The organism is Rathayibacter sp. AY2B5 (genome assembly GCF_002931645.1).
Lineage (GTDB): Bacteria > Actinomycetota > Actinomycetes > Actinomycetales > Microbacteriaceae > Rathayibacter.
The window spans coordinates 1-14,388 of sequence record NZ_PSUE01000031.1; the positions used below are offsets into that span (position 1 = coordinate 1).

Genomic DNA, 14,388 nt, shown 5'->3' on the forward strand with positions numbered 1-14,388 from the left:
CGCCGTCCGGCGCGCGACGGCCCCGCCTCGCCGCCTCCCGCCGGCCGCTCGACGTCGTCGCCATCGCGGCGGCCGCCCTCGTCAACGAGCGCTACCTCGATCGGCGCTTCACCGTCCACCACCTCGCCGCCGAGCTGCGGATGCCCGCCCTGCTGCTGCGGCTGCGGTTCCGCCGCTGCTACGGGCTCGGCCTCGACGAGCACCTCGCCCTCCGCCGACTCGAGCTGGCCGCCGTCCTGATGGCGAGCACCCCCGTCGCTCTCGGCGGCCTCGACCGCATCGCCCGGGGCTCCGGCTACCGGGGCACCGCCGAGCTGGACCGCGACCACCGGAGGCACCGCCGGTCCTCCGCGCTGGCCGCCTGGTTCCGGGCCGCCCCGCGTCCCGAGCGCGAGCACCGGCCCGGCACCCGGCCCGAGGAGGAGCTGCTCGCCGCAGCGCCGGGCGCCGCGACGCCGGACCGCCCCAGCAGCGTCCGCTCGGCACCTGTCACCCCGCTGAGGCGCCGCGCCTGAGCCCGGCCGCGGAGCGGTACAGTGCCACGATGCGCACCTCCGGAACCCGCCGATGACGGCCGTCCGCTACGTCGCGATCGGCGATTCCTTCACCGAGGGCGTCGGCGACGAGCGGCCGGACGGCACCCCGCGCGGCTGGGCCGATCTGACGGCCGCGGGATGGGCGGCGGCCACGGGCGAGCGGATCGAGTACGCCAATCTCGCGATCCGGGGCCGGCTCATCGCGCCGATCCTCGCCGAGCAGCTCGAGCCCGCGCTCGCCCTGGGCCCGACCCACCTCTCCTTCAACGGAGGCGGCAACGACATGCTGCGCCCGCGCGCCGACATCGAGCGGATCGCCGACGCCTACCTCCGCGTGCTCGAGCGCTGCGACGAGCAGGGCGTCGTGCTGATCGCCCTGGCCGGCGCCGACCCGTCGCCGCGGCTCCCGCTCGGCTCTCTCATCCGCCGCCGCGGGGACGCGCTGACCGACGCCGTCCTGCGCCGGACGAGCCACCGGACCGACGTGGTCGTCGCCGACAACTGGCACGACCCCGCTTTCGCCGATCCGGAGCTGTGGTCGGAGGACCGCCTGCACCTCGGCCCGCGGGGACACCGGCGGGTGGCCGACCGGGTCCTGCGGGCGCTCGGGCTCACACCGCCCGCCGCGCTGCCCAAAGCTCCCGAGGCCGGACTCCGGCGCGGCGGAACCGTGCAGTACTACCGGCAGCACGTCGCGCCGTGGGTGCAGCGCAGGCTCACCGGCACGTCCTCCGGGGACGGCCGCGCCGCGAAGTACGCGGGCTTCGTGCCGATCGACCCGGTCTGACGCCTCCCCCGAGGAGCACGGCCCTCGTTCGACCGGCAGGGATCTCCCCTGAGGCGCTCAGCGGCGACCACTCGTGGCCGCTCGACGGCGTCGAGCGCTCAGTGCCAGCCGTACCGCGCCGAGAGCACCCGGGCGACGGCGTCGTACCGAGCGCGCTCCAGAGCTGCTCCTTCGCGGCGCATCCCGGCGGGGTGCACGCGGAACACGCGCTCCGGGTCGACCCAGCTGGGGCGCCCGTCCGGGTCCCAGCCGCCGGTGCCGACGGCCAGGTAGTCGGAGTGCTCCTTCGAGCTCAGCCGCACGGCGAGAACCGTCCCCGACTTCTCGACCGCGAGCACGAGCACCGGGCGGTCCTTGCCGCGGCCGTCGTCCTCCTCGTACGGCACCCAGGTCCAGACGACCTCGCCCGGGTCCGGGTCGCCGTCGGGCGTGGGCGCGTAGCCGAGGCGGACCCCGCGGAGCCGCGACGGGTCGACCTCGACGGTGCGGCCCACTCCGCTCGCGCCCGGCGTCGGCGCCGTCGTGCTCAGGTACGGGCGCTGCGGGCGGGGCCCGGCGTCCGGCCGCGGGGCGACCGCGCGGCCGAGGAGTCGGAGGAGCAGGGACACGACCGAGCGCGAGGAGGGCACTCCGGAACCCTAGCCCGGATCCGCGACCGCCCGCCCGCGGGGGCGCGCCCGGCGGTCGCCCGGCCCGGACGCGCCGACGGGGTGCCGGCTCCGGAGAGCCGGCACCCCGTCGGGTGCTGCGGATTAGGGGGTCAGTCCGCCAGGACGTAGCCCGCCTCTCCGTGGATGGCCGTGTCGATGCCGGCGATCTCGTCCTCGTTCTTCACGCGGAAGCCCATCGTCTTCTGAATGATCCAGCCGATGAGGAGCGTCATGACGAAGGAGTAGGCGAGGACGGTGAAGGCCGCGAGGGCCTGCTTGCCGAGCTGGCTCGCGTCGCCGGTGAGGAACAGGCCCACGCCGGTGCCGAAGAAGCCGATGTAGAGCGTTCCGATGAGGCCGCCGACCAGGTGCACGCCGACCACGTCGAGCGAGTCGTCGTAGCCGAGGCGGTACTTGAGGTCGATCGCCAGGGCGCAGACGGCGCCGGTGATGACGCCCAGGACGATCGCCCAGAACGGCGACAGGCTGGCGCACGCCGGGGTGATCGCGACGAGGCCCGCGACCGCGCCCGAGGCGGCGCCGATCGAGGTGGGCTTGCCGTCCTTGATCTTCTCGACGACGAGCCAGCCGAGGATCGCGGCGGCCGGAGCGGCGATGGTGTTGAGGAAGGCGACGGCCGCGATGCCGTCGGCGGCGAGCTCGGAGCCGGCGTTGAAGCCGAACCAGCCGAACCACAGCAGTCCGGCGCCCAGGAGCACGAACGGCGGGTTGTGCGGCTGGTGCGCGCCCTTGGTGAAGTTGACGCGCTTGCCGAGCACCAGGGCGAGGGCGAGGGCCGCCGCTCCGGCGTTGATGTGGACGGCGGTGCCGCCCGCGAAGTCGATCGCGCCGACGCCGTAGGCGATCCAGCCGCCGTCGACGACGGTGGCGTCGTCGCCGAGGGTGAAGTTGAAGACCCACGAGGCGACCGGGAAGTAGACGACGGTGGCCCAGACGCCGGCGAAGACCATCCAGGCGCCGAACTTCGCGCGGTCCGCGATGGCGCCGGAGATGAGCGCGACGGTGATGATCGCGAACGTCGCCTGGAACGCGGCGAAGGCCAGCGTCGGGAAGGCCGACGTCTGCTCGCCGAGCGCGTCGTTGTAGATGCCCTGCAGGCCGATCTGGGCGGTGTCGATGCCGAGGACGCCGTCGATGCCGACGAAGGTGTCGGTCCCTGCGGGGCCGGACGGGCCGTTGCCGAACGCGATCGCGTAGCCGTACAGGACCCAGAGGACCCCGATGAGGCCCATGGCTCCGAAGCTGAGCATCATCATGCTGATGACGCTCTTCGCACGCACCAGGCCGCCGTAGAAGAAGGCGAGCCCGGGGGTCATGAGCAGGACCAGCGCGGCTGCGATGAGCAGGAACGCGGTATTGCCTTGATCCATTGTTGAACCTCTCGTGAGTGTGCAGAGAAAAGCCCGGAGCGAGGACGCTGCGTCGGAGCACGGCCTGGAGACACGCGGGTGTCGGGTCACCTCGGGTAGCCGACAGTCTGGTGGCGCGAGGTTTCGTCCCGTGAGGCACCGCGTTTCGCGGAGGTTACGGCCGAGGCCCCTGTGTAAAAAGCGCGTTACGGCGCGCTGGCGGACGGCACGACGACGAGCCCGGGAACGCCGGGAGGAGAGCGGATCCGCCCCTAGGAGCGGGGCGCCATCGAGGTGAGCGCGATGAGCCGCGACATCGAGCGCAGGTACTTCTTGAGGTAGCCGCCGCTCAGCATGTCGCCGCCGAAGACCTCGTCGAGGGGCGTCCCGGAGGCGAGGACCGGGATCTGCGCGTCGTAGACCCGGTCGATGAAGGCCACGAGGCGCAGGGCGTCGGTCTGGTCGGTCAGAGCGGTGACGCCCCGGAGCACGATGGTGTCGACGCCGTCGATCACCTTGATGTAGCGGGAGGGGTGCACGGTGCCCAGGTGGTGCACGGCCTCCGCGAACGGGTCGTCGGTGACGACGGAGCCGGCGGGGGCGGCCGCGACGAGAGCGTCGATCTCCTCGTCGGTGCGCACCACGGCGTGGCCCTCGATGTCGCGGCGCCGGTAGTCGGTGCCGTCGATCCGCATCGTCTCGAAGTGGGCGGCCATCGACTGGATCTCGCGGAGGAAGTCCGCTGCGGCGAAGCGCCCCTCGCCCAGCGCGTTGGGCGGGGTGTTCGAGGTCGCGGCGATGCGGGTCCCGGAGGCGACCAGCTCGCCGAGGAGCCGCGTCATCAGCATCGTGTCGCCCGGGTCGTCCAGCTCGAACTCGTCGATGCACAGCAGCGCCGAGCCCTTGAGGAGCGAGACGGTCGCCGCGTAGCCGAGCGCGCCGACGAGCGCGGTGTACTCGATGAACGTCCCGAAGTAGGTGCGGCCCGGCACCGCGTGCCAGATCGCCGCGAGCAGGTGGGTCTTGCCGACGCCGAAGCCGCCGTCGAGGTACACGCCCGGCTTGACCGCGGGGGCCTTCTTCCGGCCGAAGCCCAGGAAGCCGCCTCCGCCTCCCTTGGATCCGCCGCCGGCGGCGAACGCGCGGAGAGCCTCCACCGCGTCGGCCTGCGAGGGGTACTCCGGGTCGGGACGGTAGCTCTCGAAGGTGGCGCCCTCGAACTGGCGCGGGGGCACCAGCGTCGACGCGATCTCGTGCCCGCTGATCTGGGGCGAGCGGGCGGTCAGGCTGCTCGTCGATCGGACGTCGTCGGGGCTCACTCGCGTCTCGCATCCTGCGCACGGCGGGGTCCGTGCGCTCAGTGGCGGCGGCCGCACCGGGCACGGAGCCGCCGCGGTTCTGTGTCGAACTCTTACGGCGCCCTCCGTGCGGCGTCGTCCGCGGACGCGTACTGTCGCTGAAGGGCGGGCTCCAGCGTAGCCCGCCGTGGAATCACGCCCGCGCTCCGCGCACCATCCTGGAGGTCCTCCTTGTCCGTCGAAACCGATCCGTCGCCGAAGTTCGCCTCCTACGCGCACCCCGAACGGCTCGTCAGCGCCGACTGGCTCGAGCAGCGCCTCGGCACTCCCGGTCTCGTCGTCGTCGAGTCCGACGAGGACGTCCTGCTCTACGAGACCGGCCACATCCCCGGCTCCGTCAAGATCGACTGGCACACCGACCTCAACGACCCGGTGCAGCGCGACTACATCGACGGCGCCGCGTTCGCCGCGCTCGTCGGCGGCAAGGGCATCGCCCGCGACACCACCGTCGTCGTCTACGGCGACAAGAACAACTGGTGGGCCGCCTACGCGCTCTGGGTCTTCACCCTCTTCGGTCACGAGGACGTCCGTCTGCTCGACGGCGGCCGCGACAAGTGGCTCGCGGAGGGCCGCCCGACGACCACCGACGCCTCCTCCCCGGAGCCCGCCGAGTACCCCGTCGTCGAACGCAGCGACGCCGAGATCCGCGCCTTCAAGGACGACGTCCTCGCGCACTTCGGCAACCCGCTGATCGACGTCCGCTCCCCGGAGGAGTTCACCGGGCAGCGCACCACGGCGCCGGCCTACCCGGAGGAGGGCGCCCTGCGCGCCGGTCACATCCCCAGCGCGCAGAACGTGCCCTGGGGCAGGGCCGCCGCCGAGGACGGCACCTTCCGCCCCCTCGACGAGCTGAACGGCATCTACCGCGAGGGCGCGGGGCTGAAGGACGGCGACTCCGTCATCGCCTACTGCCGGATCGGCGAGCGCTCCGCCCACACCTGGTTCGTGCTGACCCACCTCCTCGGCTTCGAGGGCGTCCGCAACTACGACGGCTCCTGGACCGAGTGGGGCAGCGCCGTCCGCGTCCCGATCGTGCAGGGCGCCGAGCCCGGCGAGGCCCCCGCGGCCCGCTGACGCGTCACGACGGAGGCCGGGAGCGCCGATCCGCCCGTCGACGGGCCGGATCCGGGCTCCCGGCCTCCGCTGCGACCGCCCGCCGCCCCTCCCCCGATGAGACACTGGACCGGATGACCGACACCACGCTCCCCGACGCTCTGCGCGACATCCGCGAGGAGTTCCTCGCCCTCGAGAAGCCGGAGCGCCTGCAGCTCCTGCTCGAGTTCTCGAATGAGCTCCCCGACCTGCCCGAGCGCTACCGCGACCACCCGGACCTCTTCGAGCGCGTGGAGGAGTGCCAGGCGCCCGTCTTCATCGTCGTCGACGTCGAGGGCGGGATCGTGCACCTGCACGCCACGGCTCCCCGCGAGGCGCCCACGACGCGCGGCTTCGCGTCGATCCTGGCGCAGGGCCTGGCCGGGCTCACCCCCGAGCAGGTGCTCGCCGTCCCCGACGACTTCCCGCAGACCATCGGCCTCTCGGAGGCGGTCTCGCCGCTGCGCCTGCGCGGCATGACCGCGCTCCTCGGCCGTACCAAGCGGCAGGTCCGCGCGCACCTGGCCGCATGATCCTCCGGCCGCTCGTCCCCGCGGGTCCGCCGATCGTGATCGGCGAGGAGGGCGCGCGAGCGGCGGTCGCGGACGCCTGGCGTCCCGACGAGGCGGTGCGCGTGCGCCTGAACATGATCGCGAGCGTCACCGGCTCCAGCACCGGCTCCGACGGCACCAGCGAGACGCTCACCAACCGCGTCGACCGCACGATCCTCGGAGTCGTCCGCGAGCAGGCCGACGTCGTCCTCGTCGGAGCCGCGAGCGTCCGCGCCGAGGGCTACCGCGTCCCCCGGCGGGTCCCGCTCGCCGTCGTCTCCGCCTCGGGCGATCTCGCCGGGCACCGCCTGGAGCTGCAGGAGGGCTCCCGGGTCCTGCTGCTGGTGCCGGAGTCGCGCGGCGCGGTGGAGGGGCTCCCCGCCGGCGTCGAGGTCGTCCCGGTCCCGTCCTCCTCGGAGCGGATCGGCGTCGACGAGCTCCTGGAGGCTCTCGCCGGGCTCGGCCTGCACCGCGTCGTCTGCGAGGGCGGCGCCTCGCTCTCGGGCCAGTTCCTCGCCTCGGGCCGGGTCGACGAGCTGTGCCTCACCACCTCGCCGCGCGTCGTCTTGCCGGGCCTCCCGGTCGCGACGGGCACGGCCGTCGTCGACGACGCCTACGCCCTGACGCTCCTGGCCGCGGACGATTCCGGGGCCGTCTACGCCCGCTGGAGCCGCACGCGCTGAGAGCCGCCCACCCGGCGTGCCTCCGCGTCCCGGGCGCGTCGGAACCCTAGTCTGCGACCGTGCCCGAATTCCCAGCGTCGTCCCAGCTCCCCGAGGAGTTCCGGGTCGCGACGGAGTCGATCCGCGCCGCTGCCACGCGCGCCGAGCTCACCGTGTCCGAGATCGCCTCGCCGTCGGGTCTCGCGCCCTGGGCCCTTGCCCTGTCGGGCGACGTCGCGCCGCACGCGCACGGACGCGACTCCGAGCTGGGCACGGGGCGCTTCATCCTGCTCTACGACCCCGAGGAGCCCGAGCAGTGGGGCGGCCCCTTCCGTGTCGTCTGCTTCGCCCAGGCCCCGCTCGAGGTCGAGATCGGCACCGATCCGTTCCTCGCCGAGGTCGCCTGGTCCTGGCTCATCGACGCCCTCGGGGCGCGGGGCGCCTCCTATTCCGCCGCGTCCGGCACGGCCACCAAGGTGCTCTCCACCGGTTTCGGCGAGCTGGCCGCTCAGGGGGACGGTGCGCAGATCGAGATCCGCGCCTCCTGGAGCCCGGATGATGCGCAGCTCGCCGCTCACGTGGAAGGGTGGGGGGAGCTGTTGTGCATGCTCGCGGGTCTCCCGCCCGTATCGAGCGACGGTGTGACCCCGCTCGCCTTCCGACGGAACAACCGTGACTGATTACCGTGTCCTCTCCACGCCCGACGAGTTCCTCGCCGCGGTCGACGCCCTCGCCGCCGGCGAGGGCCCCGTCGCCGTCGACGCCGAGCGCGCCTCCGGCTTCACCTACTCGCAGCGCGCGTACCTGATCCAGGTCTACCGGCGCGGCGCCGGCGCGTTCCTCTTCGATCCCCCCGCCATCGGCCGGATGGACGCCCTGCAGGCGGTCATCGGCCAGGAGGAGTGGGTCCTCCACGCCGCCAGCCAGGATCTCGCCTGCCTGCGCGAGGTGGGCCTGGACCCGGTGCGGATCTTCGACACCGAGCTCGCCGCCCGGCTCCTCGGACTGCCCAAGGTGGGCCTCGGCGCCGTCGTCGAGGACCTCCTCGGCATCCACCTGGCCAAGGAGCACTCGGCCGCCGACTGGTCGACCCGTCCCCTCCCCCAGAGCTGGCTCGTCTACGCCGCGAAGGACGTGGAGCTCCTCGTGGACCTCCGCGACCGCATGGAGGAGATGCTCATCGCCGCGCGGAAGACGCGCATCGCCCGCGAGGAGTTCGAGGCGACGCTCGCGCGCGCCCCGAAGGCGGTCCCGCCGGATCCGTGGCGCCGCCTCTCCGGCATGCACTCGCTCCGCGGCCCGCGCCCCCTCGCCGTGGCGCGCGAGCTCTGGCTGGCCCGGGACGCGTTCGCCCGCGAGCGCGACATCGCTCCCGGCCGCCTGATCCCCGACTCCTCGATCATCGCGGTCGCCCGCAACATCCCGACCAGCATCGGCCAGCTCTCGGGCCGCCGCGATTTCACCGGCCGCGCCAGCCGCGGCGAGGTCGAGCGCTGGTGGGCCGCGATCGAGCGCGGGACGACGACCGAGGACCTGCCGAGCCCGACCCGCCCGGCCGCCGACACGCTCCCCCCTCCGCGCGCGTGGGGCGATCGCAACCCGGCCGCCGACGCGCGCCTGAAGGCGGGACGCGCCGTGGTCACCGAGATCGCGGAGCTGCTCTCGCTCCCGGTCGAGAACCTGCTCACGCCGGAGCTGCTGCGCCGGGTGGCCTGGAACCCGCCCGAGCCGCTGACCGCGGAGTCGGTCGCCGCGGAGCTCACCCGCGCCGGCGCCCGCGCCTGGCAGGTCGAGGCCACATCGGGCTCGATCGCCACCGCGTTTGTCGAAGCGGCCCAAGCGCCGGCCGAGGGCACCGAAACCCCTTCGTAGGAAGCGGCAAAGGATTCCGGCTGCGCGGTGCCGGTTCCTACGATCGACGGCGACCGTGAGTTCCTGGGAGGCATTGTGGCCGAGAGATCCGAAGTCGTGTTCGTCGACGGAGTCCGTACTCCGTTCGGGCGTGCCGGCGAGAAGGGCATGTACTGGCAGACCCGAGCCGACGACCTCGTCGTCAAGGCGATGATCGGTCTGCTGGAGCGCAACGGCGCGCTGCCGAAGGAGCGGGTGGACGAGGTGGCGATCGCCGCCACCACCCAGCAGGGCGACCAGGGCCTGACCCTCGGCCGCACGGCAGCGCTGCTCGCCGGGCTGCCGAAGTCGGTGCCCGGCTTCGCCATCGACCGCATGTGCGCCGGAGCGATGACCTCGGTCACCGCGACCGCGGGCGGCATCGCGTTCGGCGCCTACGACGTGGTCCTCGCCGGCGGCGTGGAGCACATGGGCCGGCACCCGATGGGCTTCGGCGCCGACCCCAACCCGCGCTTCCTCTCCGAGCGCCTCGTCGGCGAGGACGCGCTCAACATGGGCCGCACGGCGGAGCGGATCCACGACCGCTTCCCGCACCTGACGAAGGAGCGCGCCGACCACTACGCCCTGCGGAGCCAGCAGAAGCTCGCCGCCGCGTACGCCGCCGGCAGCGTCCAGCCGGACCTCGTCCCCGTCGCCACGCGCAGCGCCGCGGGCTGGGGCCTCGCGACCGCCGATGAGGCACCGCGCCCCGAGACGACCCTCGAGGGCCTCGCGGGCCTGCGGACTCCGTTCCGCCCCCATGGCCGGGTGACCGCGGGCAACTCCTCCGGGCTCAACGACGGAGCGACGGTGTCGCTCCTGGCCAGCGCCGACGCCGCGCAGGAGCTGGGCCTGTCCGCGAAGATGCGGATGGTGAGCTTCGCGTACGCCGGCGTCGAGCCCGAGATCATGGGCATCGGCCCGGTTCCCTCGACCGAGAAGGCGCTCCGCAAGGCGGGCCTGGGCATCGAGGACATCGGGCTCTTCGAGCTCAACGAGGCGTTCGCCGTGCAGGTGCTCTCCTTCCTCGACCACTTCGGCCTCGACGACGACGACCCGCGCGTCAACGAGTACGGCGGAGCGATCGCGATCGGCCATCCGCTCGCCTCCTCCGGGGTCCGGCTGATGATCCAGCTGGCCCGGCAGTTCGAGTCGCACCCCGAGGTCCGCTACGGCGTGACGGCCCTCTGCGTCGGCCTCGGCCAGGGCGGCACGGTGATCTGGGAGAACCCGCACTACGACGGCAAGCGCGGACGACGGAAGGGACGCTGACCCATGCTCGACGGATTCGAGAACCTCGTGGACCTCGCCGAGGGCGAGGTCGTCACCCACTCCTACGTCCGCGACGTGCCGCTGCCCAGCGGCCGCACGCTCGCCCTGATCACGCTCGACAACGACCGCGACCACACCCGCCCCAACACCTTCGGGCCGGCGTCGCTCTTCGAGCTGGCGGACGTCCTCCTGGCGCAGAAGGAGCGCGCCTCGCGCGGCGAGATCCAGGCGGTCGGCATCACCGGCAAGCCGTTCATCCTCGCCGCGGGAGCCGACCTCAGCAAGGTCGGGGCCATCCCGAGCCGTGAGCTCGGCCGCCAGCTGGCGCGCCTGGGTCACCGCACGCTGGGGATGCTGGCCGAGCTGGGCGTGCCGTCCTTCGCCTTCATCAACGGCCTCGCCCTGGGCGGCGGCACCGAGATCGGCCTGAACGCCGACTACCGCACCGTCGACTCCTCCATCCCCGCGCTCGGGCTCCCCGAGGTCTTCCTCGGCATCATCCCCGGCTGGGGCGGCGCGTGGCTCCTGCCGAACCTGATCGGCATCGAGAACGCCCTCAAGGTCGTCGTCGAGAACCCGCTGAAGAACAACCGCACGCTCAAGGGCCAGGAGGTGTTCGACCTCGGCATCGCGGACGCGATCTTCCCGCCCGCCGCCTTCCTCGAGGACTCGCTCCGCTGGGCCGACGGCGTGATCGGCGGCTCCGTGAAGGTGGAGCGGCCGAACGCACCCGGCAAGCTGGAGCGGCTGGTCAAGTGGGACGTCGCGATCTCGATCGCTCGCAAGCAGCTGGAGTCGCGGATCGGCACGGTCGCGGCGTCTCCGTACCGCGCGCTGGAGCTTCTCAAGGCCGCGAAGAACACCACCCGCGAGGAGGGCTTCGCCGCCGAGGACGAGGCGCTGGCCGACCTGATCTCGGGCGACCAGTTCCGCGCGAGCATCTACGCGTTCGATCTGGTGCAGAAGCGCGCCAAGCGTCCCGCGGGAGCGCCCGACAGGGCGCTGGCCAAGCCCGTCACCAAGGTCGGGGTCGTCGGCGCGGGCCTCATGGCCTCGCAGTTCGCGCTGCTCTTCCTCCGCCGCCTCCAGGTGCCGGTGGTCATCACCGACCTCGACCAGGAGCGGGTCGACAAGGGCGTCGCGGGCATCCGCGCCGAGATCGATGCGCTGCTGGCGAAGGGGCGCGTCTCTCCCGACGACGCGAACCGCCTCCGGGCGCTGATCACCGGCACGACCGATCGCTCCGACTTCGCCGACGCCGACTGGGTGATCGAGGCGGTCTTCGAGGAGCTGTCGGTGAAGCAGGAGGTCTTCGCCGACATCGAGCGCTACGTCTCGCCCACGGCGGTGCTCGCGACCAACACCTCGTCCCTCTCCGTCGAGCGCATCGGCGAGCGGCTGGAGCACCCGGAGCGCCTCGTCGGCTTCCACTTCTTCAACCCGGTCGCGGTCATGCCGCTGATCGAAGTGGTCCGGACGCCGCACACCGACGACGAGACCCTCTCGACGGCGATGGTCACCGCCGCGAAGCTCAAGAAGAACGCCGTCATCACGCGCGATACCCCGGGCTTCGTGGTGAACCGCGTGCTGGCGAAGGTCCTGGGCGAGGCGATGCACGCGGTCGACACGGGCACTCCCTTCGAGATCGTCGAGCAGTCGCTGGCTCCGTTCGGCCTGCCGATGACCCCGTTCGAGCTGCTCGAGCTGGTGGGCCTCAAGGTCGGCGCGCACGTGCTCGACACCCACCACGCCGCGTTCCCCGACCGCTTCTTCGACAGCCCCAACCTGCACCGCCTCGCCGAGCTCGGCCACGTCTTCGAGCGCGACGCGAAGGGGCGTGTGAAGGGCGTCGACAAGCGCGCGGTCGCGATCGTCGCCGGGGGCACGGAGCCGATGACGGCCGAGCAGCTGCGGCTGCGCGTCGAGACGGGTCTCGCGGACGAGGTCAAGCGGATGCTGGACGACGACGTCGTGCACGCCGCGGAGGACATCGACCTCTGCCTGATCCTCGGCGCGGGCTACCCGTTCCAGATGGGCGGGCTCACGCCCTACCTCGACCGGGTCGGCGCGAGCGAGCGGGCGTTCGGGGACACGTTCCACCACCCCGCGATCCGCGGCGTCGACTGACGCGGAGTGCAGTGACGCGGAAGGGGCGCCGGATCTGATCCGGCGCCCCTTCCGCGCGTCGCCTGCGGGACGGGTCCCGACGGACGATCAGTCGCTGCGGGCGTCGTCCCGGGCCTCGACCTCGTCCGGGAGCGGACGGGCGACCGGGATCTTGCTGCCCAGCACCTGCGCGACGACGTCGCGGGCGATGTGCTGGGGAGTGAGCCCGACGTCCTCGAGGATCTCCTCGCGCTTCGCGTGGTCGAGGAACTGGTCGGGCAGCCCGAGCTCTGTCACCGCGGTGTCCACGCCGGCCTCGCGCAGGTCCTGGCGGATGCGCGTGCCGATCCCGCCGACGCGCACCCCGTCCTCGATCGAGACGACGATGCGGTGCTCGCGGGCGAGCTCGATGATGCTGGTGGGCACGGGCACGACCCAGCGGGGGTCGACGACGGTGGCTCCGATGCCCTGGGCCGCGAGCCGCTGAGCGACCTCGAGACCCATCGCGGCCATCGGCCCGACCGTGACCAGCAGCACGTCCTTGCGCTCGGCGCGGGCGAGCACGTCGACTCCGTCGCCGAGGCGCTCGACGGCGTCGATCTCGTCGCCGACGCTCCCCTTCGAGAAGCGCACCACGGTCGGCGCGTCGGTGACGCCCACGGCCTCGCGCAGCTCCTCGCGCAGACGCACGGAGTCGCGCGGAGCGGCGAGGCGGATGTTCGGGACGACCTGCAGGATCGCCAGATCCCACATGCCGTGGTGGCTCGGACCGTCGGGCCCGGTGACTCCGGCGCGGTCCAGTACGAAGGTGACGCCCGCGCGGTGCAGTGCGACGTCCATCAAGACCTGGTCGAAGGCGCGGTTCACGAAGGTGGCGTACAGCGCGACGACCGGATGCAGCCCGCCGAAGGCGAGACCGGCGGCCGAGGTCACGGCGTGCTGCTCCGCGATGCCGACGTCGAAGACGCGCTCCGGGTACTTCTCCGCGAGGCGGTCGAGACCGACGGGCCGGAGCATGGCGGCCGTGATGCCGACGATCGTCGGCTCCTGGTCGGCCAGGGTGACGATCTCCTCGGCGAACACCGAGGTCCACGATCGGGCCCCGGCCGCGCTCAGCGGCTCGCCCGTCTCGGGGTCGATCTGCCCGACGGCGTGGAACTGGTCGGCGAGGTCGTGCACGGCCGGACCGAAGCCCTTGCCCTTCTGGGTGATCGCGTGGACGATGACCGGCTGGCCGTAGTCCTTCGCCTGCTGGAGGGCCTCCTCCATCGCCGTCAGGTCGTGTCCGTCGATCGGCCCCAGGTACTTGATGTCGAGGTTGGAGTAGAGCGCCTCGTTGTTGATGAAGCGGCTGAGGAAGCCGTGGAGCCCGCCGCGCACGCCGCGGTAGACGGCGGCGGCGGGGCCGCCCAGCCGCTCCGAGACGGCCCGGGAGCCGCGGTGCATCGTGCGGTAGGTCGGCCGCGTGCGGACGCCGTTGAGGAAGCGGGCCATGCCGCCGATGGTCGGGGCGTAGGAGCGCCCGTTGTCGTTGACCACGATGACCAGCCCGCGGGAGTTGTCGTCGCTGATGTTGTTCAGCGCCTCCCAGGTCATGCCGCCGGTGAGGGCGCCGTCGCCCACGACCGCGACGACGTGGCGGTCGGTCTGACCGGTCATCGTGAAGGCGCGGGAGATGCCGTCCGCCCAGGACAGCGAGCTGGAGGCGTGCGAGCTCTCGACGATGTCGTGCGGCGACTCCCTCCGCTGCGGGTAGCCGGCGAGGCCGCCGCGCTGCCGGAGCTTCGAGAAGTCCTGGCGACCGGTGAGCAGCTTGTGGACGTAGGACTGGTGGCCGGTGTCGAACACGATCGCGTCGTGCGGCGAGTCGAAGACCCGGTGGATCGCGATGGTCGTCTCGACGACGCCGAGGTTCGGCCCCAGGTGGCCGCCGGTCTTCGAGACCTCGCGCACGAGGAAGTCGCGGATCTCCTGCGCCAGCGTCTCGAGCTCGGCCGCGGTCAGGCGATCGAGATCGCGAGGACCGCCGATGGTCTCGAGAACAGCCATGCGCGCCGCCTTCCGGGGTCGTGAGCGAGGTGGGGACGTCTCCCGAGTCTACGCACGGGGCCCCC

13 protein-coding genes are annotated in these 14,388 nt (G+C 72.7%); 9 read left to right on the top strand and 4 right to left on the bottom strand.

The window, feature by feature from the left end:
- Together C5C30_RS17815 and C5C30_RS15320 are read left to right on the top strand one after the other, a co-directional pair.
- A partial coding sequence (locus C5C30_RS17815; RefSeq protein WP_219827808.1) for a hypothetical protein occupies positions 1 to 515 on the top strand: 515 nt, incomplete at its 5' end.
- Positions 516 to 567: 52 nt separating this feature from the next.
- Positions 568 to 1,323 (top strand): SGNH/GDSL hydrolase family protein, encoded by a 756-nt coding sequence (locus tag C5C30_RS15320; protein ID WP_104334036.1) that lies wholly within the window; start codon positions 568 to 570, stop codon positions 1,321 to 1,323.
- Positions 1,324 to 1,421: 98 nt separating this feature from the next.
- On the opposite strand, the gene C5C30_RS15325 is transcribed toward C5C30_RS15320, so the two are convergent.
- From C5C30_RS15325 to zapE, 3 genes are all read right to left on the bottom strand, one after another.
- The gene (locus tag C5C30_RS15325; protein WP_167299028.1) at positions 1,422 to 1,952 is read right to left on the bottom strand and encodes a type II toxin-antitoxin system PemK/MazF family toxin; all 531 of its coding nucleotides are present in this window, start codon (positions 1,950 to 1,952) and stop codon (positions 1,422 to 1,424) included.
- 131 nt (positions 1,953 to 2,083) lie between these two features.
- Positions 2,084 to 3,364, bottom strand: a complete 1,281-nt coding sequence (locus C5C30_RS15330) for an ammonium transporter (RefSeq protein WP_104225239.1) — start codon at positions 3,362 to 3,364, stop codon at positions 2,084 to 2,086.
- A gap of 251 nt (positions 3,365 to 3,615) precedes the next feature.
- Positions 3,616 to 4,662, bottom strand: coding sequence for a cell division protein ZapE (gene zapE / locus C5C30_RS15335; RefSeq protein ID WP_104334037.1), 1,047 nt, complete (start codon positions 4,660 to 4,662; stop codon positions 3,616 to 3,618).
- Between the two features lie 210 nt (positions 4,663 to 4,872).
- Here zapE and C5C30_RS15340 point away from each other — a divergent pair, with 210 nt between their 5' ends.
- From C5C30_RS15340 to C5C30_RS15370, 7 genes are all read left to right on the top strand, one after another.
- The gene (locus C5C30_RS15340) at positions 4,873 to 5,775 is read left to right on the top strand and encodes a sulfurtransferase (protein ID WP_104232576.1); all 903 of its coding nucleotides are present in this window, start codon (positions 4,873 to 4,875) and stop codon (positions 5,773 to 5,775) included.
- Between the two features lie 113 nt (positions 5,776 to 5,888).
- The gene (locus tag C5C30_RS15345) at positions 5,889 to 6,326 is read left to right on the top strand and encodes a SufE family protein (RefSeq protein ID WP_104222086.1); all 438 of its coding nucleotides are present in this window, start codon (positions 5,889 to 5,891) and stop codon (positions 6,324 to 6,326) included.
- Entirely contained in the window at positions 6,323 to 7,027 is a 705-nt protein-coding gene (locus C5C30_RS15350; RefSeq protein ID WP_104222088.1) for a dihydrofolate reductase family protein, read from the top strand. The genes C5C30_RS15345 and C5C30_RS15350 overlap by 4 nt, the downstream gene beginning before the upstream one ends.
- Positions 7,028 to 7,086: 59 nt before the next feature.
- On the top strand, positions 7,087 to 7,686 hold the full coding sequence (locus tag C5C30_RS15355; RefSeq protein WP_104222090.1) for a DUF3000 domain-containing protein: 600 nt from the start codon (positions 7,087 to 7,089) through the stop codon (positions 7,684 to 7,686).
- Positions 7,679 to 8,878 (top strand): ribonuclease D, encoded by a 1,200-nt coding sequence (locus C5C30_RS15360; RefSeq protein ID WP_104222092.1) that lies wholly within the window; start codon positions 7,679 to 7,681, stop codon positions 8,876 to 8,878. Before C5C30_RS15355 ends, C5C30_RS15360 begins: the two co-directional genes overlap by 8 nt.
- Before the next feature lie 75 nt (positions 8,879 to 8,953).
- Positions 8,954 to 10,168 (top strand): thiolase family protein, encoded by a 1,215-nt coding sequence (locus C5C30_RS15365; RefSeq protein ID WP_104268672.1) that lies wholly within the window; start codon positions 8,954 to 8,956, stop codon positions 10,166 to 10,168.
- Positions 10,169 to 10,171: 3 nt separating this feature from the next.
- Entirely contained in the window at positions 10,172 to 12,295 is a 2,124-nt protein-coding gene (locus tag C5C30_RS15370) for a 3-hydroxyacyl-CoA dehydrogenase NAD-binding domain-containing protein (protein ID WP_104225235.1), read from the top strand.
- Positions 12,296 to 12,382: 87 nt separating this feature from the next.
- Here the strand turns inward: C5C30_RS15370 and dxs are convergent, their stop codons facing one another.
- Entirely contained in the window at positions 12,383 to 14,323 is a 1,941-nt protein-coding gene (gene dxs / locus C5C30_RS15375; protein ID WP_104334038.1) for a 1-deoxy-D-xylulose-5-phosphate synthase, read from the bottom strand.
- Positions 14,324 to 14,388 lie beyond the last annotated feature (65 nt).

Coding starts and splice junctions, on each gene's coding strand:
- C5C30_RS15370 (WP_104225235.1), top strand. CDS start 10,172: ATGCTCGACGGATTCGAGAACCTCGTGGACCTCGCCGAGGGCGAGGTC.
- C5C30_RS15320 (WP_104334036.1), top strand. CDS start 568: ATGACGGCCGTCCGCTACGTCGCGATCGGCGATTCCTTCACCGAGGGC.
- C5C30_RS15350 (WP_104222088.1), top strand. CDS start 6,323: ATGATCCTCCGGCCGCTCGTCCCCGCGGGTCCGCCGATCGTGATCGGC.
- C5C30_RS15345 (WP_104222086.1), top strand. CDS start 5,889: ATGACCGACACCACGCTCCCCGACGCTCTGCGCGACATCCGCGAGGAG.
- C5C30_RS15330 (WP_104225239.1), bottom strand. CDS start 3,364: ATGGATCAAGGCAATACCGCGTTCCTGCTCATCGCAGCCGCGCTGGTC.
- dxs (WP_104334038.1), bottom strand. CDS start 14,323: ATGGCTGTTCTCGAGACCATCGGCGGTCCTCGCGATCTCGATCGCCTG.